Origin of the sequence: Allohahella marinimesophila (genome assembly GCF_039538005.1) — a bacterium.
Classification (GTDB): Bacteria; Pseudomonadota; Gammaproteobacteria; order Pseudomonadales; family Oleiphilaceae; genus Allohahella; species Allohahella marinimesophila.
This window is the reverse complement of the sequence record NZ_BAABBO010000021.1, coordinates 1-25019: the sequence shown is the minus strand read 5'-3', so window position 1 is coordinate 25019 and position 25019 is coordinate 1. Positions and strand designations below refer to the sequence as shown.

Sequence of the window (25019 nt, the reverse complement as noted above, 5' to 3'; positions counted from 1 at the left end):
TATTTTACGGCGCGTGTGGAGCCTGCGCCAGGCGTGAGGAATTATTAGAACCTTGCAAGACGTCTGTCTGGAAAGGCCTTGGTCAGACTGTCTGCAGGCCTGTGGAGAACAGAGCAAAATCATCTGCCTGATGTACTCGGCTTCACAATTCGTTTCCACGCTACCCCGGCGCTCAAGGTGCCGGGCCCAAGTGTTCAAGATCTGCTCATGGTCACTGCTCGTAGCCCATGGGCGCTCATCATCGACAGCTTTCGCACCGATCAGAGCAGTTTCCTGATAAATCCCTACTTTGACGCGTCACCCCTCTCGACTGACGGAGAGGCGGGCTCAGCCTATACCCCAGATTGCGGTCACTACCTGTACTGCAACTGGCCAGCCGGTGTATACGCACGTTACGCGGGCAAATGCAGAGCAGCTGTTGAAGGCCACCTGCTCGGTACCCCTGGCCTACCGCAGCTCTGAGCTGGATGCCAAGGCCCATCGAGAGTTGTAGCGGCCAGACACGCTTGAAAAGTACGGCCCCACTATTGGGCCGGAACCACCGAGTTCATTTCCCGTCGGACTTTGCTTGTTCGTTCGTAGATCACTTTGCGCATTCTGTTCATGGCGCCTAGCGGCTCATGTTCGGGCAAGCTGTTCCAGGGGTTGAAAGCGACGTTCTCGCAGAATGTATTTTGAGCAAATGTATCGAAGGTTTGTTTGGGAAAGTGTATGCGCGCCACCGGAATAAAAGGGGCCTGCTCTTCTTTCCATTCGATCATTGAATTTTCGACACTCATTTCGTCGCCTGCTCGAAGCTGGACCAGAAACTCCATGCAGCTCGCACTTTGATCAAGGGTGGTCTTCATTGCCTCGCGAAGATAATCATCGCCCGGCTCAGAGTCATCGGGAGGCTCATTCGCCCTGGCGGTACAAGGACGGGTTGAATATTTCACCGCTTTCCGGTTCTGTCCCTTGCCAAGTTGAAAAGGAACTTCTGACCAATATCGGGTATATAAGGGGTTGGCAATTTGTTTATCGGTCATCTCCAGCGCAATAAGCGAGCCTTTCAGCCCCAAATGGAAGGGAATGGCCAATATCGTCCAGAATCCATCAGACGATAGATGTCGATGCACACCCACATAAGTTTCAGGTGCCTTTGCGAAAAAGACGGGGTGACTAATGAGGATAAAATCCTGCATTGTCGTTTGCGCTGCGCTTTGCCAATCGGCCTCAGCCGGCGAGGACAGCAGCTTTATCGCCATACCCCTGGCGTCCCCCTTGATGTCCGGGCGACCAGGATCAGGGTTGCCATTAGAGAAACGCACCCACGCGGGATAGGATTTACCCGATTGAAACACGCCCTGGCTCAATGACTTCGGCAGATCGTCCAACATTTCGAACTCTGCTTTCAAGCAGCCGTGAGCTTTAGGGTGAACATCACGCCGGGCATCCCCGTTGGTGTAACGATCGCGTATTATATCTTCGGTAAGGTTTGCTGTTTGATGGGCTAAAAGCGCCTCATTGGGATATAGTTTTTCCCCTAATACCGGATCCGCTTCGGGATATGCCTTTTCAATGGTAGCCGTTTCTTCAGTGGAAAGGGGCTGAGGCTGGGTCGCTGTCGAACTGCAGCCAGCCAGTACGAGTTAAAGTGATATGATTGGCGGCAGAAATTTCATGGCAAAGTCCATTTTGAGTGTTTTGAATCGGTGCGATGTATCTTGCTGATTGAATAGAACTGATCACAATCGATACGGGAGCATGAGACGAGCGGGTCATGATACGCCTGAACGATTTAGCCACCGCGCGCTTGGCGGATGCTATTCAGTTGAAGGCTACAGACATCGCTCTGCTTGCTGCCGGGGGCTAGTATGTAAAATTCTCCTGCCACTGAACCTGGATTCACCGTCATATGAAAAAGTATGCAGTCATGCAGTCATGCAGTCATGCTAACGCTTGTATTGCTGGCTACGGTCCTGACAATTCAGGGAGGCCGTGCTGAAGGCCTGACTTATGGCATCGTCGCGAAAAGCGTCAGCGACAGGAATTTTGTCGATACCTGGGAGGGCTGCAATCGCGCAGCGGAACGTTGGGGAGACCGCTGTGCTCTGATTGGCAATGATGGTCCTGCACAGGCCAGGGAACATGCAAACGTCGACAGCCCCTAGCTTGCGAAGGGTTTTTGCCACCCATGATCTGTAAGATGAAGGTTCCGGATGCCGTGATCAGCAGGAAACCGTGAAAGGCCTCCATCGCGGTCATGAATCGAAGGTGGCCGTCGGGCATGAGGTCACCCCGCCCAAGCGTCGTGTAATTGACCAGCAAGAAGTAAAAGTAGTCCATAAAAGTGAGGGGTCTGCCGTTGCCAGATGGAGGCGACACGAGGTCGCCGATCTGTACGTCATGCACGGCAAGCCAGAAGCCGGCCGCATAGAGCAACGCCTCGGCGGTGTGGGCAAGCACGATTGCGGCGACCGCGACCGCAACGCATTGTCCTGGATGGCGGGACGGCGTCACGAACTGTGACGCAAACCGCAGCGCGCCAATATGCATTGCAGTGACGACGGCGATCAGTATCGCCGACAGCGCAATGGCTGCAATCACTGCCTGCCCCGATTTGGACGGCCGCGCCGCAGTCGAACAAGCCTCATTGAGTGAAGATCACGATGGCCATCACCACCGCCATGGCGACCATCATGAGGTTTTCAGTCAACGAGACGAAGCCCAGTGGAACGTTACTGTCGCCGCCGACACAAGCACACTTCAGCTCGCGCTTGTCGACATAAACAGCTTTGAAAACCGACACCGCGCCCACCGTACCGATGAGAAACGCACCGGGGATCGACAGCCACGGTAGGACCATCGCCGTCATCAGCAGGCCCGCGCCCGTCTCTACGAACGGATAGACATAGCCATAGCGCACCCAGCGCTTCGCCAACAGATCGTAGTTCAGGAACATGGTCGAGAAGCTCTCGATGTCCTTCAACTTCTGTAAACCCAGCAGGACCATGGAGATCGAGATGAACCAACCTAGTGTCTGCCATGCGAAGACCGATGGCAGCGCGACCCAGGCGAAAGCGAGCGCAAGCAATGCCGCGACCGAAAAAAGCGCGATAATCGGCTGATAGGTTGTGTCTTCCGCCTCCGGGTCCTTCTTGCCAAAGTAGACCTGAAGGTCATCGTAGCCACCGATCCGCTCATCACCAATGAAAGTCTGCGGCGTGGTTTTGACGTCATGCTCGCGCATGAAGGCATCGGTCTGCTCGCGGGTCTCCAGGTGGTGATCCTCAACCTCAAAACCCTCTCGCTCCAGCAAGTCCTTGGACTTGAGTCCATAAGGGCAGGTATGTTTGGGCATAACCATCCGGTACAGAGCGGCCTTCTTAGTCTGAGTATCCATGGGCATCGAAGCCTCCTTCAACTGCATTTCCAATAACCGTCGCAATCTCCCTTGCGGAACAGCTGGGATACGATCAACAAATTAGCCTGGATTGGTGCGTCCACTGTGCCGGCTCTGAAACGAAGATATCGCTTTTCGACGAAGTGCTCAGTCACGTTTCGCAAACCAGTGACGCGACTCAAGTGTGAGCGAAGCAATAGCGTGTCTATCGATTTCAACGCCGGGCGGGTTGTATGCGTAATAGCTTTACGCCGGGTTGCTATCGCCACTGTCTCGTGAGGCGGCGGCGAGTTGACGCCAGCTTCCCCAGCGGGGAATGAACATCGGAACCTGGTGCTTGTAGGCAAGGTAGTTATCGCCAAACTCTTCGAGCATATGCTGTTCCTCGCGTCGAGCCAACCATGTGTACACGAGCACAATCACAGGGAAAAGACCGATCGAGAATAGCGTTGGCCAATGCACCACGCCCTCACCGAGTAGCGCGATAATCAAAGCCTGAACCACGCCGGCGTCGGCCCATTCACGCCAGTTCTTCGGCGCGAAATAGCGGTAAAAGAACCAGGAAATCAGAACAATCACGATCAGTGTGAGGCCCCAGGCTCCGGAGTGGCTAATTGCATCATTCATGACTTGGTTTACCTGTATTGCCAGCGATGATTGGTCGCGGACCATGATTGGGATTGGCTAGCACTCTTAATCACAACGCAGGTATCTGAGCCCAAGCCACTGGGATGTGGTGTGGCTATGCACACGCGCGACCATCGGCGACGCCAACATTGCCTTTGGCGCCTATGCGCTCGCCGTGTACTGCGCTAAAGACTGGTTCTGGGTCGCAAAATCTTGGCATTGGTCGACCCTGTTGGTATACCTCGCTGTTGGGCTGATCCTCACGATCGTCTTGACCCATTCATAATGTGCTGGGATACGTCCATCGATGTCTGAGTATGCGAATCGGCGGGCGAAGGTTTTAAAGTCGTGTTGACAAAGACTGCGCGGAGGTCGGAGTAATCGTAAGGTGGTAACAACTGCTTGTTTATAAGCAGGTCTCCTGTCATGTTTCGTTTGGTAAAGCTCCGACGGCTCGCGGGGGTGATACCCGCCAAATGAAGGGCCGTTGCGAAAGAAGTTGGCTGGCCTCATGCCCCTTGTACGTGCGTTATACCAACTCCCGTTCTGTACATGTAGTTATTTTCCATCATACCGCTCATCATGCTGCCCCCCTAACTCAGATGCTACGCTGGCTTGTTGGCGGCGTATTCACGCATTGGCAGAAAACCGAAATACATCAGCCGCGTTGCGTAGAGGCTGACCAGAGGCACCACTATCCACTGAGCCAGCGGTAGCAGCCCGGTGCCTAACAATGGCAGCGTTGGCATCTGTTCGTTGTATTCCCATCGTCCTAACACTTCGGTTGCCAGGTATTCGAATAAGACCGTGATGAGCAGTCCCGCCGCCAGGTAGAAAAACAGCGGCGTTCCTGTGGGCGTCCTCACCCAGTCGATGGAGCATACGCTCAACGCTGCCGCTAGATAGGCGGCGAGCGCAATATTGGCATCACCAAAAGTGGCCTTGGTGCAGATCCAGATTGCGGCGGCATGACTAGCTGTAGCCATGCCTTCATAGAAGACGACCTGCCACATTTCCCAGGCAAAATGCAGAAAAAAACTGGATACCCAAACAAGGGCGAGAGGTACTGACCAGTGGGGGCGATCCATTGTCAATCCTTGGTTGCGTAGCATGACGCGCTGCGATGGAGCTGCTAAGCTTGCTTGTCTCGATCGGCATTTTACCTCCGTCGTACGTCGTTACTTTTTGCGAACGGGCGGCGGTATCTGGTGGCAGCTCCAAGGGGCGTGTTTGGCGTTGTCAGCAATGTTCTCGTCGACGAACCGGTAGTAACCCTCTTTGAATTGTGTCCACCAGTCATGACTCACCACCAACTGATGTTTTTCAAGGATGGTTTCGAGGCTCTCCAGGCAGAGACGCGCTGCGTCGTAAGCCAGGTGGAGCGTATCTGAATCACGGTCAAAAGAGATCGCATCGATGCCCAACATGGCATCGATTTCTGCCATAGCCAGTTTCAGCGCGTCCTCCTCCCAGCTTTCGAGCTTTAAATGGCGTCCCACAAGGTTTTCTTCTGAAACGCCCAGGCGATGCTCTTTTCGAGTCATTGGCTATACCCCGCTGAAGTTGAATTTAAGACCCCTATCACGTCGATCCGGCCTGCATGGAAGGTTGGCTGAGCCTGGGAATAAACGCTGGCGTTTTGCGCTGATACTGTCTGTACTGCTCGCCAAACTCGGCCAGCGCTTTCTTCTCCTCAGTTCGCGCCAGCCTGACATACACGACTACCAGAATCGGGAACATGACAAGGGTCGGTATTGTCGGCCACTGCAAGAGAAACCCGAACATGATGATAATAAACGCAAGGTACTGTGGATGCCTGCATCGGGCGTACCAGCCGTCGCTGGCCATGGCGCCAGCTTGCTGAGCTTTGTGAAGAACAGCCCACGAGGATGACAGGATAAAGAATCCCATTATGATGAGTGCGTTGCTCGCGATATGGAGAATACTGAAATGTGCATCGCCCTCGAGCCCAAGCAAGGTATCCAGAAGATGCCCGCTTTCATGGGAAAGGAAATCGATGCCCGGATATTGCTCCGCCAGCCATCCGGAAAGAAAATAGATGGTGAGCGGAAAGCCGTACATTTCAGTAAAGAGCGCGATAATGAAGCCGGAGAACGCACCCAGGCTCCGCCAGTCGGTTCGCGTTTTGGGTTTCACGAAACTGAAGGCGAAAAAAATGAAAATAGCTGAATTCAGAATTACCAGCGTCCAGAGACCATATGACGATTCACCTTGCATGATCATTGCCTCCTGTCTTGTCAACCGCTCCAGCTTCGCGACGCCCGGCGTCCAGTCCGCGCTGAAACGCTGCTTGCTCGCCGTCGTCTGAGCTGTCGGTGGTATGGCTGTGATTGCCGTGGCCCGAGTGCATGAACATGTGCATTAACGGGCACAGCAAGATGATCAGGAAAGGGAGGGCCTGGAACAGATGCGCTCTATGCTCCATCAATAGAAAGTAGCTGGTGAAGATGATGAGCGCTGCCGCGCCTAAACCTTGTTTTGAAAACCAGAACCTGGTGTTCATGACTGTGCGCCTCGCTGGTCTTCGCCAATTTTTGCCCGCTTCAAGAGAATCGAGTTGCCGATAACTGAAAGTGAACTTGCGGTCATCGCCACTACACCGATCATCGGGTGCAGTAGGCCGAGCGCTGCCACTGGGATCGCGGCCAGGTTGTACGCCCAGGCCCAAAACAGGTTCTGCACGATCTTTCGGAACGTGGCGCGAGAAAGGTTGATCGCCTCGACGACTTTGGACAGCTCTCCACTGACCAGCGTGACCTCGGCAGCTTCGATCGCGACGTCGGCACCGGCACCGATGGCGATACCAACGTTTGCCTGTTTCAGAGCCGGCGCATCATTGATGCCATCGCCGACCATGGCGACATGCTGCCCGTAAATCCGCTGCAGCTCGCGCACCGCATCCACTTTACCTTCAGGTAGGATACCGGCCATCACCTGGTCCAGTCCGACTTCAGCCGCTACAGCTTTGGCGGCTCGTTCGTTGTCGCCTGTGATCATCACCACATGAAGGCCGAGCGAGTGCATTGCTGCTATAGCTGACTTCGAATCGGGTTTGACAGCATCTGCCACCGCGACAATGCCGATAGCCCTGTCATCTTCGGCTATCAACACTGCCGTTCGACCTTTGCTTTCAAGCAGGTCCAGAGCCTCATCCAGCGCTTCGACGGCTATGCCGGATTCACTCAGTAAGCGCCGGTTACCGATCAGGATCTTGCGACCGTCTACGATGCCCTCGACGCCCCTCGCAGTGACAGAACGAAATTCCGTAACCTCCGCAACTGGCAATCCCTTATTTCTGGCACCGTCTACGACTGCTTTCGCCAGTGGATGCTCTGATGCATTCTCAACCGCTGCCGCCAGCTGCAGAACCCAGTCTTCCTCCTGGCCGGCCGCAGCGACGACTTCGGTCAATATCGGTTGGCCACGCGTAATTGTTCCCGTCTTGTCCAGCACAACCACCTTGATGTCTTTCAGCGTCTGAATGGCTTCACCAGACCGAATCAACACACCACGTTCTGCGCCAAGTCCAGAACCAACCATGAGTGCTGTCGGTGTAGCCAAGCCTAGAGCGCAAGGACAGGCAATAACCAGTACCGCCACGCCAGCCAGTATCGCGGCCACTGGTGTTGATACAGTGGGATCTACCCAAGGCAGGAAACTTGCCCCCCAAAACAGGATTGGACGAAGAACGTCGCCCAGGAGCAGCCAGGAAAAAAAGCTGGCAAGGGCGATGACAATAACGGCTGGAACAAATCGGCCCGTTACTCTATCGGCGAATTCCTGTATGGGTACCTTGGAACCCTGGGCCTGCTCCACAAGGCGTATGACTTGTGACAGAAAGGTGTCAGATCCCACACGCTGCGCCCGCACCTTGAGGCGTCCTTCCTTGTTAACCGTTGCGCCAAGTACGGTCGCGCCGACGGTCTTTTCGACAGGAACAGACTCACCGGTGGCAATGGATTCATCGACGTGGCTAACGCCTTCAATGACTTCGCCGTCAGTCGGTATCTTGTCACCCGGACGTACGATCATCACGTCCCCCACGGTGAGATCCGCGACCGCGATTTCAAGCTCTTCACCATCGCGTTCCACGCGGGCCGTTTTTGCACCCATCTTCAACAGTCGCTTGATGGCCTGTGAAGCGCGTCCTTTGGCTTTGGTTTCCAGATACCGGCCAAGCATGTGGAAGGTCATGATGGTCGCAGCCATTTCGATAAAAGAGGTCATCGGATAGATAAAGCCAACCAGCCCGATAAAGTAAGGCGGCAGACTGCCAATGGAAATAAGGACATCCATGTTCGCCGTACGGTTGGTAAGCGAGCGCCAGGCTGACTTGTGCGTGGCCCAGCCCCCAAATAAGAAGACGACCGGAAAGGCGAGAATGGCAACTATGGCCAGATAACCAGGGATGGGCTGCCAAAACATGTGTGGCGCCATGATGAGCATGATGATCGTGGTTGGAACACCAGCAATCCATAGCCGCTTTTCTGCCTGTTTAAAATATCGCTCCTCAGACTGCAGCTCCGAGTCAGACGTAGAGCCGGTATCCACCGAGTCGACTTCGTAGCCCGCCCGCTCGACGGCTCTTCGAATGCTCTCCGGTGGTACGCTTTGAGATGCTACGGTAACCCTGTGCGCGGCAATATTCGTTTGTACGCTGTCCACACCCGGCAAGCGCCGGATGGACTCGGAAACGAGCCCCGCACAGTGGTCAGAGCCCATGCCTGGGACGATGAGGGTAGTGGTGACTGGCGCGTTGATTCTGGCGGCTTCATTCATGGTGGCTTCTTCCTTTAGACGGCACCTTTCCAAGGTACATCCTTATCTTATGGTGTCCCCCTGGTGGATCTATTGATCCACATCAAGTGCATGCCGAAGATCTGGCAATGTGGGCCTGCCGTACCACCGACCGAGGGAAAGGCAACTGCAGTTTTCTCAAGCTGATTGGTTGCTACCTTACATGCAACTGATCCTCCTCTGAAGCAAACAAGGAAAAGATCATGTCCCACACCGATAAATACAAAGACTGTATCAAGGCCTGCCTCGACTGCTTTGAGGCCTGCAATTTTTGCGCATCTGCCTGCCTGCAGGAAGACGATGTCAAGATGATGGCAAAGTGTATCGCGACGGACATCGACTGCGCAGACATCTGTGCAACGACGGCGGCAGCAATGGCGCGGGGCAGTGAGCATGTCGGTCACCTCTGCCGGGTTTGCGCCGAAATCTGCGAAGCCTGCGCCGCGGAATGCGAACACCACGACGCTGAGCACTGTCAGAAGTGTGCGGAAGCCTGTAAACGATGCGCCCAGGAATGCCGCAAGATGGCTGCGTAAAACTTCACGCCAGACGGGTCAAACTAACCCGTCTCTTCTGATCTTCTCTGCTCAGGGAACTACGCATGAGCGACCCATACCAATCCGGTAGCCTGTCTTTGGCCGGCGCTGTCGCCATGGGCACAGGCGTCATGATTGGCGCTGGCATTTTTGCTTTGACAGGGCAGGTGGCCGAAATGGCCGGCCCGCTTTTTCCACTAGCGTTTCTGGTTGCAGCTATCATCAGCGGTTTTAGCGCTTACAGTTACGTCAAGATGGCGAATGCCTATCCGTCTGCCGGTGGCATCGGCATGTTTCTCAACAAGGCCTATGGTCGTAGTGTGATGACAGGCGCCTGTGCGCTGCTCATGGTCTTCTCCATGATCATTAACGAAAGCCTGGTCGCCCGCACCTTTGGCACCTATACCATGCAGGTCTTTGGTGGTAACAAAGATTCAAACTGGGTACCTATCCTCGGCGTTATCCTCATCGCAGCGGCGTTTGCTGTAAATGTGGCCAATAACAAGCTTATCAGCCGGATTTCTATGGTGGCTGCTGCGCTCAAGGTGGGCGGCATCCTCGTATTTGCAGCAGCAACGCTCTACATGGCCGGATTTGCCTTCCAACCAGCTAGCAGTGTTGCCAATAGCGAAGGGGCTGCTGGCGGAATGCTTGGTTTTGTAGCTGCTGTAGCGCTGGGCATTCTTGCATACAAGGGCTTCACCACTATCACCAACAGTGGCGGTGAGTTGACTGATCCGAAGAAAAATGTCGGCCGGGCGATCATCATTTCCCTGACACTCTGTCTTGTCGTTTACCTGCTCGTTGGGTGGGCCGTAGGTTCCACCCTCACCATTCCTGAGATCGTACAAGCCAAGGATTACGCCCTCGCTGAGGCTTCACGTCCTGCCTTTGGCAAGTACGGCGTCTGGTTCACTGTTGGTGTCGCCATCATTGCGACAGCCTCAGGCATCCTGGCGAGTATTTTCGCGGTGTCCCGAATGATGGCGATGCTTACGAAGATGGAGATCATTCCGCACCGGCATCTGGGTATGAGCGGCCACATTCAGACCCATATGCTAGTGTATGTCTGTGTCATAGCCGCACTGCTGACGGTGTTCTTTGATCTCAGCAGGATCGCGTCACTAGGCGCCATTTTTTACCTCATCATGGATATCGCCTTGCACTGGGGCGTGTTCCGCTACTTGCGCAGCGATATCGACGCCAAGGGCTGGGTCATGATAAGCGCGATAATCCTCGATCTCGTGGTGTTGGGCGCATTTATCTGGCTGAAATGGCAGCAGGACATCTATGTGCTCTATTGGGCTGCAGGGGGTGTCATTGCCATCTTCGTTCTCGAGCGCCTCTTTCTGCGCTTTCATGGCAATTCAGAAGGAGAGGACCGCAATTACGTGAGTCCGGCAGATTGGGACGAGGCAAAAAATAAGAGCTGAGGTTTTCACGGGTGCCTCGCTCCACTGGGGGCGTGGTTGACTGACGGGACATTAAGAGAGTTGATTTCTATTGTGAGTCAGCGCTGGAACCGCTGAGCTTTTCGGGCAATTCGACCGTCACTCTTAACCCTCCCTTCGGCTCTTTTGAAAAGCTGGTACGTCCCCCGTAACGAGCCACCATATCCCTCACGATCGCAAGACCAAGTCCGTGACCAGGCGTTTGTTCGTCGAGTCTCAAGCCCCTTTGACCAAGATTCCCCAGTTCTTGCTCGTCAACACCAGGCCCATCATCGGTCACCCTTATTCGCATCACACCACCGCCTTGCTCCAATGACAGCTCAACCCATTGCGTCGACCATTTTCCGGCGTTATCGATCAGGTTTCCCATGATTTCGTTGAGATCATGCTCTTCAACCAGCCAGCGACTTTCATCGGGCAATGAGCTCGCCAGTTCAAAAGATTTTTCCGGATACAAGCGTCCCAGCATCCAGAGCAGGTCCCGTGCCTGCTTAACAGGATATGCGCTCTTCCCAACCTGTGGGCCGGCAAACCGGCTTCGGCGTATTTCTGCTTCAAGGTGTCTGTCAATATCGTCTAGCCGAGCTCTCATGTGGTTTCTGAGGTCGCTGGTGAGCTCGCGGTCACTGTCCGCCAATATCTGTCGCACTGCGGCTATAGGGCTTTTGACGCTATGGGACAAATTTGCCAGGGCAATTCGTGAGCGTTCCAGCCGCTGCTCCAGAGCATTGAGTAGCTGGTTCAGCTGCTGGACTAACGGGCGAAATTCATCGGGTGCCTGTACCTCAATGCGTGAAATCTCGCCATCCTGCAAGCGCCTTAAAGCTGATTTGATGGTTACAACGGGACTCAGGGATAGGCTAATACCAAACCAGATCACGACTACAAGAAGCGTAACCAATAAAATGGAAACGATCGCCGTCCAGGCATGCAACTCGGCCTGGCTTTGTTTCAATGCACCGAGGTCTTCGGAAACGATAACGACGATAGGCATCTCGTTTATCCGAAACGATGTTCGATAGGCGAGGATCTCCAAAGGTGCATTCGGCGTTTCTGAGTTGTGCACCCGCAGGGTGCCGTCCTGGCCGTACTCAATCAAGGGCATCAACAAGGGCGCCCAGGGCTCCGGTGAAATGATTGTTTGGGAAAGTGAGTGTATGGCGAAAGCGTGATGAAAGACCTCCTGGAAGTAGTCACCGGTCTGCAGGGTATCCAGTTTACCGTCGGAATCGCGAATCTGGTGTTCAAGAAATGCGACTTCTTCCTTAAGCCGGGCCTCGACGAATTCCCGTGCCATCCGGTCCAGCAACAAACCATGTGCCAGCCACGCAAGGGCCATCAGGCCAATGCCTGCGGGCAGTAACAGGGCAAGCAAAGTTCCCTTTACTGAGGTCGGCCGTCTAAACAACCTCATTGAACAGATACCCCTGCCCGCGCCGTGTTGAGATAGTTTCACTGCCCACCAGCTTCCGTAGCCTGCGAATGTAAGCCTCAATGACGTTTTCACTTGGGTTGTCGTTCAGGCTGTAGAGTTGCTCCATCAGCTGCTCCTTGGAAAAGACACGACCGGGACGACTCATCAGGCAGCGCAGCAGACGGAACTCAGTGCCGGTCAGGGTGTGTTCTGTGCCATCATCCAGTTTCAGGCTCTGGCGATTCTCGTCCAACTCAAAGCGGCCAGCCTTCACCAGAGAATGGTTCCTGCCTTCGCTTCGACGCACGATGGCGTTGAGGCGGGCGATCAATTCTTCTGTCTGAAAAGGTTTGGCCAGGTAATCGTCTGCCCCGGCCTTCAGGCCATTCACTTTATCCTGCCAGTTACCCCTTGCGGTCAGAATCAATACTGGAAAGCTGACATTGTTCATTCGCCACTTCCTCAACACGTCCAGACCATTGCCATCGGGTAAGCCCAGGTCCAGAACAACTGCGCGATAGTCTTCCTGCTCTCCCAAAATCACCGCTTCTCTGGCGGTATAGGCTGTATCGATGCTGAAACCTGCTTTCTCAAGCTGGCTAGTCAGCCCGTCAGCCAGTAAACGGTCATCTTCAACGAGCAGTAAACGCATTGATCTGTCCTTTTCGGAGCTTACACAACGTACCAGTGTCCCTGATCAACCTGAATTCAGCCTGAAGGGAAAATAGTCCAACATTTTCAGAATGAATTCAGGTTGGTGCGCGATGGTAGCAATAGATTCCTGGTATTGCTCAATTTTCAGAGCGAACCTACTGCCGTTTACGCACACATTATTTCACAGGAAAATACGGGATGAATGCATCAAGATTTTTGGTTGTAGCTGCAGCGATATCGATATCTGCAACAGCTTTTGCGGCGGGGAACCATGGAGGCGGACACGGAAATGGCGCATCTAATGGCGAGCCTGGTAAGACTTCAGAGGGTATTCGATCTATTACTGTTGAGATGCATGACAACTATTACGAGCCAGAGGCCATTGAAGTAAAGCTTGGAGAAACGGTGCGATTTGTGGTGAAGAACAAGGGCGACCTGGTTCACGAATTCAATATTGGCACCCCTGTCATGCACACGGGTCATCAGAAGAAAATGATGATGATGGTCGAGCATGGTGTTATCCAGGGCGGCAAGCTCAATCACGACATGATGAAAATGAATATGGGCAACGGTCATTCCATGAAGCATGACGATCCCAACAGCGTATTGCTGGAACCGGGCCAAAGCCAGGAGATAGTCTGGAAGTTTACCGAGAAGGGCAACATAGAATTTGCCTGTAACGTGCCGGGTCACTATCAAGCGGGGATGTACGGCGAAGTCAACTTCAGGTAAGCCCGGTGTTCGGTTCGACACACCCGAGGGACCAGACCGTCCATGAAAAAGTAACAGGAGGTTGAGTGAGCAAGGAGCAAGATAGAACCACCCGCTATCAGGAAGGCAGTCTCACCTTGGCAGGAACCGTCATGCTGGGCACTGGTGTCATGATTGGCGCTGGCATCTTTGCGCTGACCGGGCAAATGGCGCAAATGACAGGCCTACTGTTCCCACTGGCGTTCCTGGCCGCAGCCGTAGTTGTCAGTTTCAGCGCCTATTCCTACGTTAAAATCTCCAACGCGTACCCCTCGGCCGGGGGTATTGGCATGTACCTGCACAAGGCTTATGGAAACCGCTTACCAACGGCGTTCAATGCCTTGCTGATGTACTTTTCCATGGTGATCGCTCAAAGTTTTCTGGCCCGCACCTTCGGCTCGTACACCATGCAGCTTTTCGGTGGTGATGACAGTGGTCTTATGGTGCCTATTCTCGGGGTGTCGCTCATTGTGGCGGCCTTCCTGGTCAATTTGCGTAGCAACCGCCTGATTCAGGGCATCGCCTCTTTTATCGGTATTCTGAAAATCGGCGGCATTCTCATTTTTGGGCTTGCGGGCGTGTGGATCGCCGACAGCCTTTCAGTCGACTTTTCAAACCGGGGAGAAGTTGGAACCGTTGGTAACTTCCTGGGTGCAACGGCATTGGGAATACTGGCCTTCAAGGGCTTCACAACCATTACCAACAGTGGCTCCGAAGTGAAAGACCCTCATCGCAATGTGGGGCGTGCCATCGTGATTTCCATCGCGGCCTGCGTTGTAATCTATACCCTGGTCGGTTTTGCCGTTGCCAGCAACCTGTCACTGGCTGAAATTATCGAGACGAGGAACTACTCTCTGGCGGCGGCTGCGCGACCGGCGCTGGGGGAATATGGCCTATGGTTCACGGTCGCCATTGCCATGATGGCCACCGCCGGTGGCATTCTGGCCAGCATTTTTGCCGTCTCCAGAATGCTGGCGATGCTGACTGAAATGAAGCTGGTCCCCCATAGTCACTTCGGCATGTCAGGGAGCATCCAGAAGCACACGTTGGTTTACACGGTGGTCCTGGGCGTTATCCTCACAGCATTCTTCGACCTTTCGCGGATTGCAGCACTGGGCATTGTGTTTTACCTGATTATGGATATTGCTATTCATTGGGGTGTAATTCGCTACCTGCGCGAAGACGTAAAGGCAAAAGCCTGGGTGCCAGTCACCGCCATCTTGCTGGATTTGCTCGTCCTCGGAGGCTTTGTCTGGGCCAAATTGAACACCGATCCCTTTGTGATTGGCGTCGCTGTCGTCACCATGATTGTGATCGCGATTGTGGAGCAAATATTTCTGAAGAGAACAGGCGGGATTGAGCCGCCCGAGGGGGCGCACGCCCAGACCCATCAACACCACTGAGACCAGCCATCCAAACGGAGATTCATACTATGATGGGAAATAACATGTTTGGTAACACCATGTGGGCAGGGCACTGGCTGTGGATGCTGGTGATTGCCATCGCAGTCGTCATCCCGGCCTGGCGTGTTTGCCAGCGTACGGGGTACCCGGGGTGGATGGGGGTCCTGATACTGTTTCCACTCGTCAACCTCATTCTACTGTATGTCATTGCGTTTGCGGACTGGCCGGCAGACAAGACGGGAGATCACAATGCCTGAGCATCATCACCACGATCATCACACCCATGAAGTTTCTGGCGAGCCCACCGTCAAAGATCCGGTCTGCGGCATGACGGTAGATCCGCACTTGGCGGAGCACCGCAGCCAACACGGTGGTAAAACCTGGTATTTCTGCTCGTCACGCTGCCAGTCCCGCTTTGACGAGAACCCGGAACAGTACCTCGGTGAGGCGCAGAAGCGGGCAGAGCCTGTAGCGGCGGGCACCATGTACACTTGTCCCATGCATCCGGAGATTCGCCAGCAGGGCCCCGGGGACTGCCCCATTTGCGGTATGGCGCTGGAACCGGAAGAGGTGAGCCTGACTGACGAGCCCTCCGCAGAGCTCATGGATATGACCCGCCGATTCTGGATCGGCCTGGTTCTGACCTTGCCCGTCTTTGGGCTTGAAATGGGCGGGCACCTGACCGGGCTCGATCACATCGTGGCCCCGCAGGTGTCCAATTGGATTCAGCTGATACTGGCAACGCCAGTGGTGGTCTGGTGTGGCTGGCCATTCTTTGTTCGAGGCTGGAAATCCGTGCTCAGCCGTAACCTGAATATGTTCACCCTGATCTCCATCGGTACCGGTGTGGCGTTGATCTACAGCCTGATTGCGACATTCGCGCCTGAGATCTTCCCGGGAGCCTTCCGGCAGGATGACGGCTCGGTGGCGGTGTATTTCGAAGCAGCGGCGGTCATTGTGGTACTGGTGTTGCTCGGGCAGGTGCTTGAACTGCGAGCCCGAGAGAAAACCTCCGGCGCCATCAAGGCCTTGCTGGATCTGGCTCCGGCGACGGCGCGGAAGCTGGACGAGGCGGGTGGTGAGGCCGATGTCTCCCTGGATCAGGTCAAGGTCGGCGATCGCCTGCGGGTACGCCCGGGAGACAAGGTGCCGCTGGACGGCGAGATTCTCGAGGGCAGATCCAATGTCGATGAGTCCATGGTGACCGGTGAGCCTCTGGCAGTCAGCAAGAAAATCGGCGACCAGGTGATCGGCGGCAGCATCAACCAGCAAGGCAGTTTTATCATGCGGGCCGATAAGGTAGGCCGGGATACCATGCTGTCCCAGATTGTGCAGATGGTGGCCAGCGCCCAGCGTAGCCGCGCACCCATCCAGGGCCTGGCTGACAAAGTTGCGGGTTACTTTGTGCCGGCCGTGATCGTAATCGCCATTATCGCCTTCATTGCCTGGTCATTCTTCGGGCCGACACCGCCCATGGCATTCGGCCTGATCGCTGCCGTGAGTGTGCTGATAATCGCCTGCCCTTGTGCGCTGGGTCTGGCAACACCCATGTCGATTATGGTCGGTGTCGGTCGGGGTGCCCAAAACGGCGTATTGATCCGTGATGCCGAAGCCCTGGAGCGTATGGAGAAGGTGGACACTGTGGTGGTCGATAAAACCGGCACACTGACCGAAGGCAAACCCCAGGTAACCAAACTCGTTCCCGCAGAGGGGTTCAGTGAAGAAGCACTGATGCGATTTGCTGGCGGTCTGGAGAAAGGCAGTGAGCACCCACTGGCCCACGCCATTCTTGACAAAGCCAAGGCCATGAAGCTGAAGCTACCGGATGCTGAAGACTTTGACTCCCCCAACGGCAAAGGCGTGACTGGCACGATTGATGGCCAGCGGGTGCTGCTGGGTAACCGCTTGTTGATGGAAGCTGAAGGCGTCGATACGGCAGGCTTTGACGACGAAGCCGACCAGCTCCGCAAGGACGGCGCCACCGTGATTTTCGCAGCCGTCGGTGGCAAAGTGGCCGGACTGCTTGCCATCGCCGATCCGATAAAGGAAACCACTGAAGCCGCCATTTCAGCCCTGCAGAAAGACGGCATCCGGGTAGTCATGCTGACTGGAGATAATCGCACGTCTGCGGAGGCGGTTGCCCGCAAATTGCATATTGATGAAGTTGAAGCGGAAGTCCTGCCGGAAGACAAAGGCAGAATTATTCAACGCCTGAAAGACGAAGGCCGCATTGTGGTCATGGCTGGCGACGGCGTTAACGATGCACCTGCCCTGGCAACTGCAGATGTGGGTGTGGCCATGGGTACCGGGACCGATGTGGCCATTGAAAGTGCCGGCATTACTCTGCTGCGAGGCGACCTGATGGGTATTGTGGAAGCGCGGCGATTGTCTCTGGCGACCATGCGCAATATCCGGCAGAACCTGTTTTTCGCCTTCATATACAACGCCGCTGGCATTCCCATTGCAGCAGGGGTCTTGTATCCGTTTTTCGGCATACTGTTGTCCCCAATCTTTGCGGCGGCCGCGATGTCGCTGTCCTCGGTCAGCGTGATTGTGAACGCGTTGCGTTTGAGGGTGGTCAAACTTGGGCCGAAGCCCTGAGCTTCCAAGTCACTGGGGAGAGCCATGTCATACACGGAGAATCGCATGGACGATCTCTGAACGGTACGGATTTTCCCCTCCTGGCCCAGGCCTGACAATATCGAGCAAACAGGAGATTAATATTGGAACCAACAATTGCACACTCAGGCGCCTGGGCACTCGCGATCATCATGATCGTGGTGATTTCCTGGTTTTTATATCGCTATCTCGCACCCAAATCCTGGCATGAGTGGACCGGTGCCGGAGTAGTGCAGGCGTTTATCATCGCCTTATATGCTGAAATGTACGGGTTTCCTTTGACCATCTATCTCCTTTCCAGGTTCTTTGGTCTTGATCGGTATGATCTCAATGCCAGCCTCTGGTCCACGTTATTGGGATTGGGCGAGACGGGAATGATAATTTCCATGATTCTGGGCTATGCACCGGTGCTCCTCGGTATTGGTATCTTTTTCCAGGGCTGGCGACAGGTGCACCGCGCACGCCAGCAAAATACGCTGGTGACCGATGGCCTTTACCGCTATGTCAGACATCCCCAGTACACAGGACTATTTATTGCGTTGTTTGGCGAGGGCGTGGTGCATTGGCCCACCTTGTTTTCCGTGGGGCTCTTTCCCGTGATTGTATTCATCTACGTTATGCTGGCGAGAAAGGAAGAGCGGCAAGTGCTGGATGAATTTGGTGAAGCCTATCGGCAGTATCAGCAAAAGGTGCCCATGTTTATCCCCCGTTTAGACCAATGGCGGGCGTTTGTCAGTAGCTCCAGCCTGAAATCCAATGATTGATAACGCAGATTCGAAGATGTGCCTACGTTGACTCAGGCTAATGTTGGCTGTTCCTTGGCGTCGACACGCCGCGCTGTCCGAGCCTGCATTTGCCAGTGCGCTCGAAGTGCTGCCGACCAATATTTTGATGTCATCAGATTTAAAAATATATCTGAGTCAGATCCCAATATCCGTTTCTTGTAATTAATTTCAGCTCGGGTTCAGTTTAGGGTCATAGGATGGGCTTTCTGAAATGCTTTCAGTGGAGATTTCAAGTTGTCCTTCCTTCCTCGCGTTATAAATCTGGCCTTGTTAGCCGTCCTGGTTTTAATCAGTCTGCCCGGTTTGGCAGCGCCAAGGCTCGAATTACCGAACGTGATTGATACCGCCATCGAGAACGATCCCTGGCTTCGCCAGAGTGCCCTGACGCAGGACGCTTTGCTGGAGGAATCCATCGCCGAGGGGGCGCTTCCCGATCCCCGTGTGTCCATTGGCGCGGCAAATCTGCCCACGGACACCTTTGATACCGGGCAGGAGGCGATGACTCAGGCCACCATTGGGCTTACCCAGCGTTTCCCGCGTGGCAACAGTCTCCAGTTATCGCGGGACAAGAAAGTCAAGATGGCCGAGGTGCAGCCCTTTCGTCGGGAGAATCGGCGCGCGCAAGTGGCGGAAACGGTGACCCTTCTCTGGCTTGATGTGTGGCGATCCCAGCAGAGCATCCGGCTGATTGAAGACAACCGAGGGCTTTTTGAGCAATTGGTCGACGTCGCCGAGGTGGGGTATACCTCCGCCACCATGGGCTCAAGGCAGCAGGATGTCATTCGTGCTTCCCTGGAATTGACACGCCTGGAGGATCGGTTGACGGCCATGAAGTTGCAGCTGGCATCCAGTCAGGAGACTCTCGGAGAATGGGTCGGTGCGAACCGGGCTCAGCTTCCGGTCAGTGAAGAATTGCCCCCTGCACTGTTGAAAGCATTGCCGGCAGACCGGATTGAAACCACTGCGGATGCGTTGATCCACCATCCTTTAGTCCGTGTTACCGACCAGTTGATTGATGCTCAGGCCGTGGATGTGGACCTGGCTCGACAGGCCTATAAGCCGGAGTGGTCGGTCTCGGCACAATACGGGTATCGTGATCGGGCGCCGAACGGGCAGAACAGAGCCGATCTGTTCTCCGTGGGCATCGGTTTTGATCTGCCGATCTTTACCGGTAACCGGCAGGATCGAAAGTTGAATGCGGCGGCCGCTCGGTTGGAAGCAGCGAAGACAGAGCGCTTTCTGCAGATTCGGTCGCTACAGGCCAAAGCCCGTGCTGCCACGGCCCGAATAGTACTGCTGGATGACCGCATAGCGCTCTATCAGCAGACTCTGCTGCCGCAAATGGAAGAGCAGGCCAGCGCAGCCCTGACAGCCTACAACAACGACGACGGCGACTTCGCCGAGGCCGTGCGCGCACGGATCGCAGAACTCAATGCCAATATTGAGCTGATACAGATGATGGCCGAGCGGGCGCGTAATCTGGCGAGTTTCCGCTACCTCACCGCTGATGCCTCTGACATATCTTCCGTTCCAGTAACTCGTTATCAGGATTGACCCCTATGGCTAATTTCATTCGCCCGATCGGCTTTGTGTTGCTCGGCAGCATCGGCGGAGCGGGGGCAGCCTGGTGGCTGACCTCTGAATCCATAACCGCACCAGTCACCGAGATTGCCGGCACCGAATCAAAGGAGCCGCTGTACTGGGTGGCACCGATGGACCCCAATTTCAAAAGTGACAAGCCGGGCAAATCGCCGATGGGCATGGATCTGATTCCGGTTTATGAGCAGGGCGGATCCGCAGACGCTGCGCCCGGAACAGTCCGCATTTCGCCGAATATTGTGAATAACCTGGGCGTCCGCACGGACAAGGTGATTCAGGGACGCCTGCCGAACGACATTGCCACCGTGGGTTACGTTCAGTACAACGAAGACGAGATGGTGCATGTCCACCCGCGTGTTGAAGGGTGGATAGAGGCACTCTATGTCAAGGCAGAAGGCGAGCCTGTCGAGCAAGGCAAGCCGCTCTATACCCTGTACTCGCCCACACTGGTGAACGCTCAGGAGGAGTTGCTACTGGCCCTGAACCGGGGAAATCGGCGCCTGATCGATGCCTCCGAGGAGAGGCTAGTGTCATTGAAGGTTCCGGCCAATCTGATCCTTCAGCTGCGGAAGACCCGCAAAGTACAGAGGACGGTGACCGTCTATGCGCCAGGCTCCGGAGTGATCTCGAACCTCGGGGTGAGAGAGGGTATGTTCGTTAAGCCTGGAGACCGGATTTTGTCGATCGCTGCGCTCGACGAGGTCTGGGTGATTGGGGAGGTCTTTGAGAGCCAGTTTCCAGAACTTGAAGTAGGCAACCCGGTGGGGATGACCCTGGACTACATGCCCGGCCGCCAGTGGACCGGGGAGGTGAATTATGTATACCCCGAGGTTAGCCCCAAAACCCGAACAGCGCAGATCAGGATGCGTTTTGACAATACTGATCGCACCTTGCTGCCGGGCATGTTCACCCGGCTGAACATTCAGCCGGGCCAGGGCGAACGGCGAATACTGGTGCCCCGGGAATCCGTCGTGCGCACTGGCCAGAGTGATCGTGTCGTGCTGGCGCTGGAAGAGGGCGCATTCAAGTCCGTCAACGTGACCTTGGGGCGCGTCGGGGACCAATATGCGGAAGTTCTCGACGGCATTTTGCCCGGTGATACGGTGGTGACGTCCGCCCAGTTCCTGATCGATTCGGAATCCAGCAAGACCTCGGATTTTCAACGGATGGCCGCGCCAGAATCAATGAATCATGAGGCAATGGATCACAGTAACATGAGCCAGGATGGAGACCAGTGATGATTGCCTCCATTATTAATTGGTCCATCCGTAATCGTTTTCTGGTGTTGCTGGCCTCGGCGCTGCTTACTGGCCTGGGGTTATACTCGCTGCAGAAAACGCCGGTGGATGCCCTGCCGGACCTCTCCGATGTACAGGTCATCATCAAAACCAACTTCCCGGGTCAAGCGCCACAGGTGGTGGAAGACCAAGTGACCTATCCGCTGACCACGGCCATGCTCTCAGTGCCCGGTGCGAAAACGGTCAGGGGCTACTCGTTCTTCGGTGACTCCTTCGTCTATGTCATTTTTGATGAAGATACCGATATGTACTGGGCCCGCTCCCGGGTGCTGGAGTACCTGTCCCAGGTGGCGCCCAATCTGCCTGACTCGGCCCGGCCTCAACTGGGGCCGGACGCCACCGGGGTTGGCTGGGTTTACCTGTACGCACTGGTTGACCGTACCGGGAACAACGATCTTAGCCAGTTGCGCAGCCTGCAGGACTGGTTCCTGAAATACGAGCTGCAAACGGTGCCCGGTGTGTCTGAGGTGGCTGCGCTTGGCGGCATGGTGAAGCAGTATCAGGTCAAGGTTAATCCGGAAAAGATTCGCGCACTGGGTATTCCTCTAGCGCACATCCAGAACGCTATCAAGAGCGGAAACCAGGAAGTGGGCGCATCGGTTATCGAGATGGCCGAAGCGGAATACATGGTCAGCACTACCGGTTATATCCAGTCCCAGGACCACCTGTTATCGATTCCGCTGGGTCTTGATGTGAATGGGACGCCCATCCTCCTGAAAGATGTGGCCCGTGTTGAGGTCGGGCCGCAGATGCGGCGGGGTATCGCCGAACTGAACGGTGAAGGGGAAGTCGTCGGCGGCATTGTGGTCATGCGCTTCGGTGAAAATGCCCAAAAAACCATTAACGGCGTGAAGGCCAAGCTGGAGAAGCTGAAGTCTAGCCTGCCCGAAGGCGTGGAAGTGGTCACGGTATACGATCGGTCCGGCCTGATCGAGCGGGCGGTTAATAACCTCGGATTCAAACTGCTTGAAGAGTTTCTGGTGGTGGGCCTGGTGTGTATGGTCTTCCTGTTCCATGTCCGCTCGTCGCTGGTGGCGATTCTCAGCCTGCCCGTGGGCATCCTGACCGCGTTTACCGTCATGCACTGGCAGGGCCTCAACGCCAACATCATGTCGCTCGGGGGTATTGCCATTGCAATCGGCGCCATGATCGATGGCGCCATCGTGATGATCGAGAACATGCACAAGCACATGGAGCGAACGCCGCTTACGCCGGAGAATCGATGGGAGGTGGTCGCCCGGTCGGCCTCGGAAGTCGGGCCGGCGCTATTTTTCTCGCTCTTGATCATCACTGTCAGTTTTCTGCCGGTGTTTGCCCTGGAAGCGCAGGAAGGGCGCATGTTCGCGCCTCTGGCGTTTACCAAGACCTATGCCATGGCCGCCAGTGCCGCCCTGGCGGTAACACTGGTGCCGGTGCTAATGGGATATTTCATTCGCGGCAAGGTGCTACCGGAGCACAAGAATCCCGTGAACCGACTGCTGGTCGGTGCCTATATGCCCGCTCTGAAACTGGTGCTCCAATTCCCAAAAACGACAGTTCTGGCCGCTCTGCTGACACTGGTTGTTGGCCTGTGGCCAGCTACAAAAATCGGGAGTGAGTTCATCCCTCCGCTGGATGAAGGCGATCTGATGTATATGCCAACTACCTATCCGGGCATCTCCATCGGTAAGGCCCGACAACTGCTGCAGCAGACGGACAAGTTGATTGCTACCGTGCCCGAAGTCAAAACCGTGTTCGGCAAGGTTGGGCGGGCGGAGACCGCAACCGACCCCGCGCCATTGACGATGATCGAGACGTTTATTCAGCTAAAGCCAAGGGATCAGTGGCGAGAAGGCATGACCACCGAGAAGCTTAAACAGGAGCTTGATGCCCTGATCCGCTTCCCAGGGGTGACCAATGCTTGGGTGATGCCGATCATCACGCGCATCGATATGCTGGCAACGGGTATAAAAACCCCGGTTGGTATTAAGGTGGCAGGTCCTGATCTTGCCGTTATCCAGAAGATCGGCAAGCGTCTTGAGGAAGTCATGGTCGACATACCCGGAACGGCATCCGTCTACGCCGAGCGCGTCGCCGGGGGGCGGTATATCAAAGTGGATATCGATCGGGAACGTGCAGCTCGATATGGGCTCAACATCGCGGATGTGCAGCAGGTGGTGGCCTCGGCGATTGGTGGCATCAACGTATCGAGAACCACTGAAGGGCTCGAGCGTTACCCGATCAATCTCCGTTATCCGGAAGATTACCGGGATTCCCCTGAAAAACTGGAGCAACTCCCCATCGTGACGGCATCAGGACAGCGGATTGCCCTGACGGATGTAGCCGATATTCGGGTGGAAGATGGCCCGCCGGCTATCAAGAGCGAAAATGCGCGCCTGAATGGCTGGACCTTTGTGGATATTGAGGGCGTTGATGTTGGCACTTACGTGGAGCAGGCGATGGCCATCGTGAGCGAGGAGCTGGATCTGCCGGCGGGCTACTCGCTTAACTGGTCCGGCCAGTATGAATACATGCTGCGTGCCAAGGAAAAGCTGACCTTTGTGGTGCCGTTGACGCTGGCCATCATTGTGATCCTGCTGTTCCTGAACTTCCGCCGCTTCGGGGAAGTAGCGATTATTATGGGCACACTGCCGTTCGCCATGATCGGTGCCATCTGGTTGATGTATCTGCTGGGCTACAACTTTTCGGTTGCTGTAGGTGTCGGCTTCATTGCACTGGCCGGTGTGGCCGTGGAGATTGGTGTCATCATGCTGGTTTACCTCAACCAATCCTATGAGCAGATGCTGCAGACCTGTGAAGAGAAGGGGCTGGCGCCCAGGCGGGAAACTCTTCGCCGCGCGGTGCTTCAGGGTGCCGGAATGCGGGTGCGGCCTGTAATGATGACGGCGGCCGCCATTATCGGGGGACTGGTGCCTATCATGATTGGCACTGGCACAGGCTCAGAAGTCATGGGACGCATTGCTGCGCCAATGGTCGGCGGCATGATCTCTGCTGTCATTCTGGCACTGCTGTTGATACCAGTGGGTTACTACCTGTGGAAAAGTCATGGGCTTGCTGAAGCATGAAGCGACAAGGTGCCCGACGAGCGCGAAGCTTAGATAACAATTAGCCTAACTGGTTCAGGCGCTATGCTGCCCTGAAAGCGCATGTCCTCGCATTGGTAGTAAGCCAAAATACATCAGCCCGGTTGCGTAGAGGCTAAGCGCGGGCACCACGACCCACTGGGCCAATGGCAGTAGCCCGGCGCCTAACAGTGGGAGCGTTGGCATCTGTTCGTTGTATGTCCATCGCTGTAATACTTCGGTCGCCAGATTTTCAAATAAGACGGTTATAAGCAGCCCGGCTGCCAGGCAAAAAAATAGTGGTTTCGATGATGGGGCTTGCATCCAGCCGATGTAGCGTACGCGTATCGCTGCTATGAGATAGGCAGTGACTACAATATTGGCATCCCAAAAGGTTGCCTGGGTGCCGATCCGGATCGCGGTGGCATGGTCAGCTGGGGCCATGGCCTTATAACAGGGACCTGCCACATTTCCCAGGCAGAGTGCAGGAAAAGACTAGTTGGCCCGATGAAAACGAGCGGTATCATCCAGTGGGGACGATTTATTAATTTTCCTTGCGAGCGTCATAGTTACAGTAAGAGTAACAACAGCTATTTGATGGCAAGCCCCCGATACAGTAGA

The 25019-nt window shown here is 55.2% G+C and carries 22 protein-coding genes; 11 read left to right on the top strand and 11 right to left on the bottom strand.

Going from position 1 to position 25019, the window contains the following annotated elements; genetic code table 11:
- Positions 1–78 precede the first annotated feature (78 nt).
- Positions 79–462, top strand: coding sequence for a hypothetical protein (locus ABD735_RS18550; RefSeq protein ID WP_344809280.1), 384 nt, complete (start codon positions 79–81; stop codon positions 460–462).
- A gap of 62 nt (positions 463–524) precedes the next feature.
- On the opposite strand, the gene ABD735_RS18545 is transcribed toward ABD735_RS18550, so the two are convergent.
- The 9 genes from ABD735_RS18545 to ABD735_RS18505 all read right to left on the bottom strand — a co-directional run bounded on the left by ABD735_RS18545 (position 525) and on the right by ABD735_RS18505 (position 8809).
- Positions 525–1457 (bottom strand): catalase family protein, encoded by a 933-nt coding sequence (locus ABD735_RS18545; RefSeq protein ID WP_344809423.1) that lies wholly within the window; start codon positions 1455–1457, stop codon positions 525–527.
- A 559-nt stretch (positions 1458–2016) separates the two neighbouring features.
- The gene (locus ABD735_RS18540) at positions 2017–2586 is read right to left on the bottom strand and encodes an ion channel (protein WP_344809278.1); all 570 of its coding nucleotides are present in this window, start codon (positions 2584–2586) and stop codon (positions 2017–2019) included.
- Positions 2587–2629: 43 nt separating this feature from the next.
- On the bottom strand, positions 2630–3388 hold the full coding sequence (locus ABD735_RS18535; protein WP_425548632.1) for a MauE/DoxX family redox-associated membrane protein: 759 nt from the start codon (positions 3386–3388) through the stop codon (positions 2630–2632).
- 240 nt (positions 3389–3628) lie between these two features.
- Positions 3629–4009, bottom strand: coding sequence for a methyltransferase family protein (locus ABD735_RS18530; protein WP_344809276.1), 381 nt, complete (start codon positions 4007–4009; stop codon positions 3629–3631).
- A 605-nt stretch (positions 4010–4614) separates the two neighbouring features.
- Positions 4615–5097 (bottom strand): hypothetical protein, encoded by a 483-nt coding sequence (locus tag ABD735_RS18525; protein WP_344809274.1) that lies wholly within the window; start codon positions 5095–5097, stop codon positions 4615–4617.
- Positions 5098–5187: 90 nt separating this feature from the next.
- Complete coding sequence (locus ABD735_RS18520; RefSeq protein ID WP_344809272.1) at positions 5188–5553, bottom strand: cation transporter; 366 nt, start codon at positions 5551–5553, stop codon at positions 5188–5190.
- A gap of 37 nt (positions 5554–5590) precedes the next feature.
- On the bottom strand, positions 5591–6247 hold the full coding sequence (locus ABD735_RS18515) for a methyltransferase family protein (RefSeq protein ID WP_344809270.1): 657 nt from the start codon (positions 6245–6247) through the stop codon (positions 5591–5593).
- Positions 6237–6533 carry a DUF2933 domain-containing protein gene (locus tag ABD735_RS18510; RefSeq protein WP_344809268.1) on the bottom strand — a complete coding sequence of 99 codons (297 nt, stop codon included), beginning with the start codon at positions 6531–6533 and terminating at the stop codon, positions 6237–6239. Before ABD735_RS18510 ends, ABD735_RS18515 begins: the two co-directional genes overlap by 11 nt.
- A complete protein-coding gene (locus ABD735_RS18505) occupies positions 6530–8809 on the bottom strand; it encodes a heavy metal translocating P-type ATPase (protein WP_344809266.1) in 2280 nt (759 codons plus the stop codon). Before ABD735_RS18505 ends, ABD735_RS18510 begins: the two co-directional genes overlap by 4 nt.
- Before the next feature lie 221 nt (positions 8810–9030).
- Here ABD735_RS18505 and ABD735_RS18500 point away from each other — a divergent pair, with 221 nt between their 5' ends.
- Positions 9031–9363 carry a four-helix bundle copper-binding protein gene (locus ABD735_RS18500; protein WP_344809264.1) on the top strand — a complete coding sequence of 111 codons (333 nt, stop codon included), beginning with the start codon at positions 9031–9033 and terminating at the stop codon, positions 9361–9363.
- A 65-nt stretch (positions 9364–9428) separates the two neighbouring features.
- Positions 9429–10796, top strand: a complete 1368-nt coding sequence (locus tag ABD735_RS18495; protein ID WP_344809262.1) for an APC family permease — start codon at positions 9429–9431, stop codon at positions 10794–10796.
- A gap of 67 nt (positions 10797–10863) precedes the next feature.
- Here the strand turns inward: ABD735_RS18495 and ABD735_RS18490 are convergent, their stop codons facing one another.
- A complete protein-coding gene (locus tag ABD735_RS18490) occupies positions 10864–12153 on the bottom strand; it encodes an ATP-binding protein (RefSeq protein WP_344809260.1) in 1290 nt (429 codons plus the stop codon).
- Between the two features lie 61 nt (positions 12154–12214).
- Positions 12215–12880: a response regulator gene (locus ABD735_RS18485; protein WP_344809258.1), complete on the bottom strand. Its 666-nt coding sequence runs from the start codon at positions 12878–12880 to the stop codon at positions 12215–12217.
- Positions 12881–13080: 200 nt separating this feature from the next.
- Between ABD735_RS18485 and ABD735_RS18480 the strand changes: the two genes are divergently transcribed.
- The 8 genes from ABD735_RS18480 to ABD735_RS18445 all read left to right on the top strand — a co-directional run bounded on the left by ABD735_RS18480 (position 13081) and on the right by ABD735_RS18445 (position 24401).
- Positions 13081–13614: a cupredoxin domain-containing protein gene (locus ABD735_RS18480; RefSeq protein ID WP_344809256.1), complete on the top strand. Its 534-nt coding sequence runs from the start codon at positions 13081–13083 to the stop codon at positions 13612–13614.
- A 65-nt stretch (positions 13615–13679) separates the two neighbouring features.
- Positions 13680–15035: an APC family permease gene (locus tag ABD735_RS18475; protein WP_344809254.1), complete on the top strand. Its 1356-nt coding sequence runs from the start codon at positions 13680–13682 to the stop codon at positions 15033–15035.
- A 29-nt stretch (positions 15036–15064) separates the two neighbouring features.
- A complete protein-coding gene (locus tag ABD735_RS18470; RefSeq protein WP_344809252.1) occupies positions 15065–15292 on the top strand; it encodes a hypothetical protein in 228 nt (75 codons plus the stop codon).
- Complete coding sequence (locus tag ABD735_RS18465; protein WP_344809250.1) at positions 15285–17636, top strand: heavy metal translocating P-type ATPase; 2352 nt, start codon at positions 15285–15287, stop codon at positions 17634–17636. Before ABD735_RS18470 ends, ABD735_RS18465 begins: the two co-directional genes overlap by 8 nt.
- Positions 17637–17758: 122 nt before the next feature.
- A complete protein-coding gene (locus tag ABD735_RS18460) occupies positions 17759–18418 on the top strand; it encodes a methyltransferase family protein (RefSeq protein WP_344809248.1) in 660 nt (219 codons plus the stop codon).
- Between the two features lie 354 nt (positions 18419–18772).
- Positions 18773–19993 carry a TolC family protein gene (locus ABD735_RS18455; RefSeq protein ID WP_344809246.1) on the top strand — a complete coding sequence of 407 codons (1221 nt, stop codon included), beginning with the start codon at positions 18773–18775 and terminating at the stop codon, positions 19991–19993.
- Positions 19994–19998: 5 nt separating this feature from the next.
- Positions 19999–21276 (top strand): efflux RND transporter periplasmic adaptor subunit, encoded by a 1278-nt coding sequence (locus ABD735_RS18450; RefSeq protein WP_344809244.1) that lies wholly within the window; start codon positions 19999–20001, stop codon positions 21274–21276.
- Positions 21276–24401, top strand: coding sequence for an efflux RND transporter permease subunit (locus tag ABD735_RS18445; RefSeq protein ID WP_344809242.1), 3126 nt, complete (start codon positions 21276–21278; stop codon positions 24399–24401). Before ABD735_RS18450 ends, ABD735_RS18445 begins: the two co-directional genes overlap by 1 nt.
- The last annotated feature ends 618 nt before the right edge of the window (positions 24402–25019 follow it).

Coding starts and splice junctions, on each gene's coding strand:
- ABD735_RS18535 (WP_425548632.1), bottom strand. CDS start 3,388: ATGCCCATGGATACTCAGACTAAGAAGGCCGCTCTGTACCGGATGGTT.
- ABD735_RS18530 (WP_344809276.1), bottom strand. CDS start 4,009: ATGAATGATGCAATTAGCCACTCCGGAGCCTGGGGCCTCACACTGATC.
- ABD735_RS18525 (WP_344809274.1), bottom strand. CDS start 5,097: ATGGATCGCCCCCACTGGTCAGTACCTCTCGCCCTTGTTTGGGTATCC.
- ABD735_RS18520 (WP_344809272.1), bottom strand. CDS start 5,553: ATGACTCGAAAAGAGCATCGCCTGGGCGTTTCAGAAGAAAACCTTGTG.
- ABD735_RS18515 (WP_344809270.1), bottom strand. CDS start 6,247: ATGCAAGGTGAATCGTCATATGGTCTCTGGACGCTGGTAATTCTGAAT.
- ABD735_RS18510 (WP_344809268.1), bottom strand. CDS start 6,533: ATGAACACCAGGTTCTGGTTTTCAAAACAAGGTTTAGGCGCGGCAGCG.
- ABD735_RS18505 (WP_344809266.1), bottom strand. CDS start 8,809: ATGAATGAAGCCGCCAGAATCAACGCGCCAGTCACCACTACCCTCATC.
- ABD735_RS18500 (WP_344809264.1), top strand. CDS start 9,031: ATGTCCCACACCGATAAATACAAAGACTGTATCAAGGCCTGCCTCGAC.
- ABD735_RS18495 (WP_344809262.1), top strand. CDS start 9,429: ATGAGCGACCCATACCAATCCGGTAGCCTGTCTTTGGCCGGCGCTGTC.
- ABD735_RS18490 (WP_344809260.1), bottom strand. CDS start 12,153: ATGGCCCTTGCGTGGCTGGCACATGGTTTGTTGCTGGACCGGATGGCA.
- ABD735_RS18485 (WP_344809258.1), bottom strand. CDS start 12,880: ATGCGTTTACTGCTCGTTGAAGATGACCGTTTACTGGCTGACGGGCTG.
- ABD735_RS18480 (WP_344809256.1), top strand. CDS start 13,081: ATGAATGCATCAAGATTTTTGGTTGTAGCTGCAGCGATATCGATATCT.
- ABD735_RS18470 (WP_344809252.1), top strand. CDS start 15,065: ATGATGGGAAATAACATGTTTGGTAACACCATGTGGGCAGGGCACTGG.
- ABD735_RS18465 (WP_344809250.1), top strand. CDS start 15,285: ATGCCTGAGCATCATCACCACGATCATCACACCCATGAAGTTTCTGGC.
- ABD735_RS18450 (WP_344809244.1), top strand. CDS start 19,999: ATGGCTAATTTCATTCGCCCGATCGGCTTTGTGTTGCTCGGCAGCATC.
- ABD735_RS18445 (WP_344809242.1), top strand. CDS start 21,276: ATGATTGCCTCCATTATTAATTGGTCCATCCGTAATCGTTTTCTGGTG.